This window comes from Rhodoferax sp. RT5P35, assembly GCF_056521385.1.
Genome location: NZ_JBWMAX010000091.1, coordinates 1 through 1,603, shown reverse-complemented (window position 1 = coordinate 1,603; position 1,603 = coordinate 1). Strand labels below are relative to the sequence as shown.

The following is a 1,603-nucleotide window of genomic DNA, read 5'->3' as shown; positions in this document are numbered from 1 at the left end:
TGATCATCTCGTCGCGGCGGCCAATGAAGTACAGAAAGCCTTCCGCATCCATGCGCACGGTATCGCCCGAGAACACGGCGTATTCGGGCAGTTGCAGGCCGCTCTGGCGGCCCGGCACGTCGGCGGCCAGCAGCTTGTAGCGTTCGGCGGTTTTCTCGGCATCGTTCCAGTAGCCCAGGCCAACCAGCGCGCCGCGGTGTACCAGTTCGCCCGGCTCTTCCGGGGCGCAAGGGCTGCCGTCTTCGCGCAGCACCAGGATTTCGGCGTTCGGGATGGCCTTGCCGATGGAGTCGGGGCGGCGGTCTACCTCGCTGGGGGGCAGGTAGGTGGAGCGGAAGGCTTCGGTCAGGCCGTACATCAGGAAAGGCTGGCTGTGCGGCGCACGCTGGCGCAGCAGGTCCAGCGTCTCACGCGGCATGCGGCCACCGGTGTTGGCAAAGTAGCGCAGCTTTTCGGCAATGGCGGCTGGCCAGGCGGACTGGGTGAGCTGGATGTACAGGGGCGGCACGGCGGTCAGGCCGGTGACGCCTTCGCGCTCCATGGCCTTGAGCACGTCGCGCGGCATCAGGTAGTTGAGCAGTACCACGCGGGCCCCCACGTGGAAGGCGGTGGTGAGCTGGCTGAAGCCTGCGTCGAAAGACAAAGGTAAGGCAGCTAAAAGGGTGTCATCGCCGGTGTTCTCTAGATAGCTAGCTACACTTTTTGCACCAGCGACCATGTTGCGGTGGGACAGCACCACGCCCTTGGGCCTGCCGGTGCTGCCCGAGGTGTACAGGATGGCGGCCATGTCGGTGTCGATCACCCGGTGCCCGGCACGGGACGGGGCGGCCAGCAGCTCGCTCCACTGGGACTGGGGCAGCGTGGGTAGCGCCTGGGGTGCGGCATCGGTCAGCACGATGTGGCGCAGGTCCGGGCACTGGCCCAGCACGCCCGCCAGCAGCGCCAGGCGCTCGGGCGAGGTCACCAGCACGCGCACATTGCAGTCTTGCAGGATAAAAGCCACCTGCTCGGGCTTGAGCAAGGGGTTCAAGGGCACAAACACGGCACCGGCGGCGGGCGCGCCAAAGCTGGTGATCACCGTTTCAAAGCGCTTTTCCAGGTAGATCGCCACCCGTTCGCCCCGGCCCAGTCCCAAGGCCATCAAACCGGCCGCGCACTGCCCCACCGCCGCGTCCAATTCGCTGTAAACCATGGACACCGCGCCATAGGTCAGCGCACGGTTTTGCGGAGCACGCTGGGCGGCACAGGCAATGAGTTCATGCAAAAGTGTGGATTCACGCATAGGGGTCACGCAAGAAAAAAGAGGGAAAAGCGCCAAAAACAACCGTTAAAAGTATCGCACAGGGGCCTCCAGACCAAAGCGGCAGGCACCCATCCTAAAATGCGGCCTTCTCACTAGCCGCCACCACCCGTGCCTCGGATATGCCAGGCCACGGGTCGCCCCTCCTGCCAGGAGGACGCTGCCATCTTGGGGGTGCAGTTGCTAACAACACAACAGGGGTTCTCATGGATGTGACACAAGAGGTCAAGGCGGTTCTGGACGAAGTGCTGAGCCTGAATGGCCGCAGCGCCGCTTTTACCCGCGAAACCCATCTGCTGGGTG

Annotated in this window: 1 protein-coding gene; it reads right to left on the bottom strand. The window is 64.4% G+C overall.

What is annotated here, in order from left to right:
* Positions 1–1,282 (bottom strand): acyl-CoA ligase (AMP-forming), exosortase A system-associated (locus tag AC097L_RS23860; protein WP_479589217.1); only part of this gene is annotated, 1,282 nt, incomplete at its 3' end.
* Positions 1,283–1,603 lie beyond the last annotated feature (321 nt).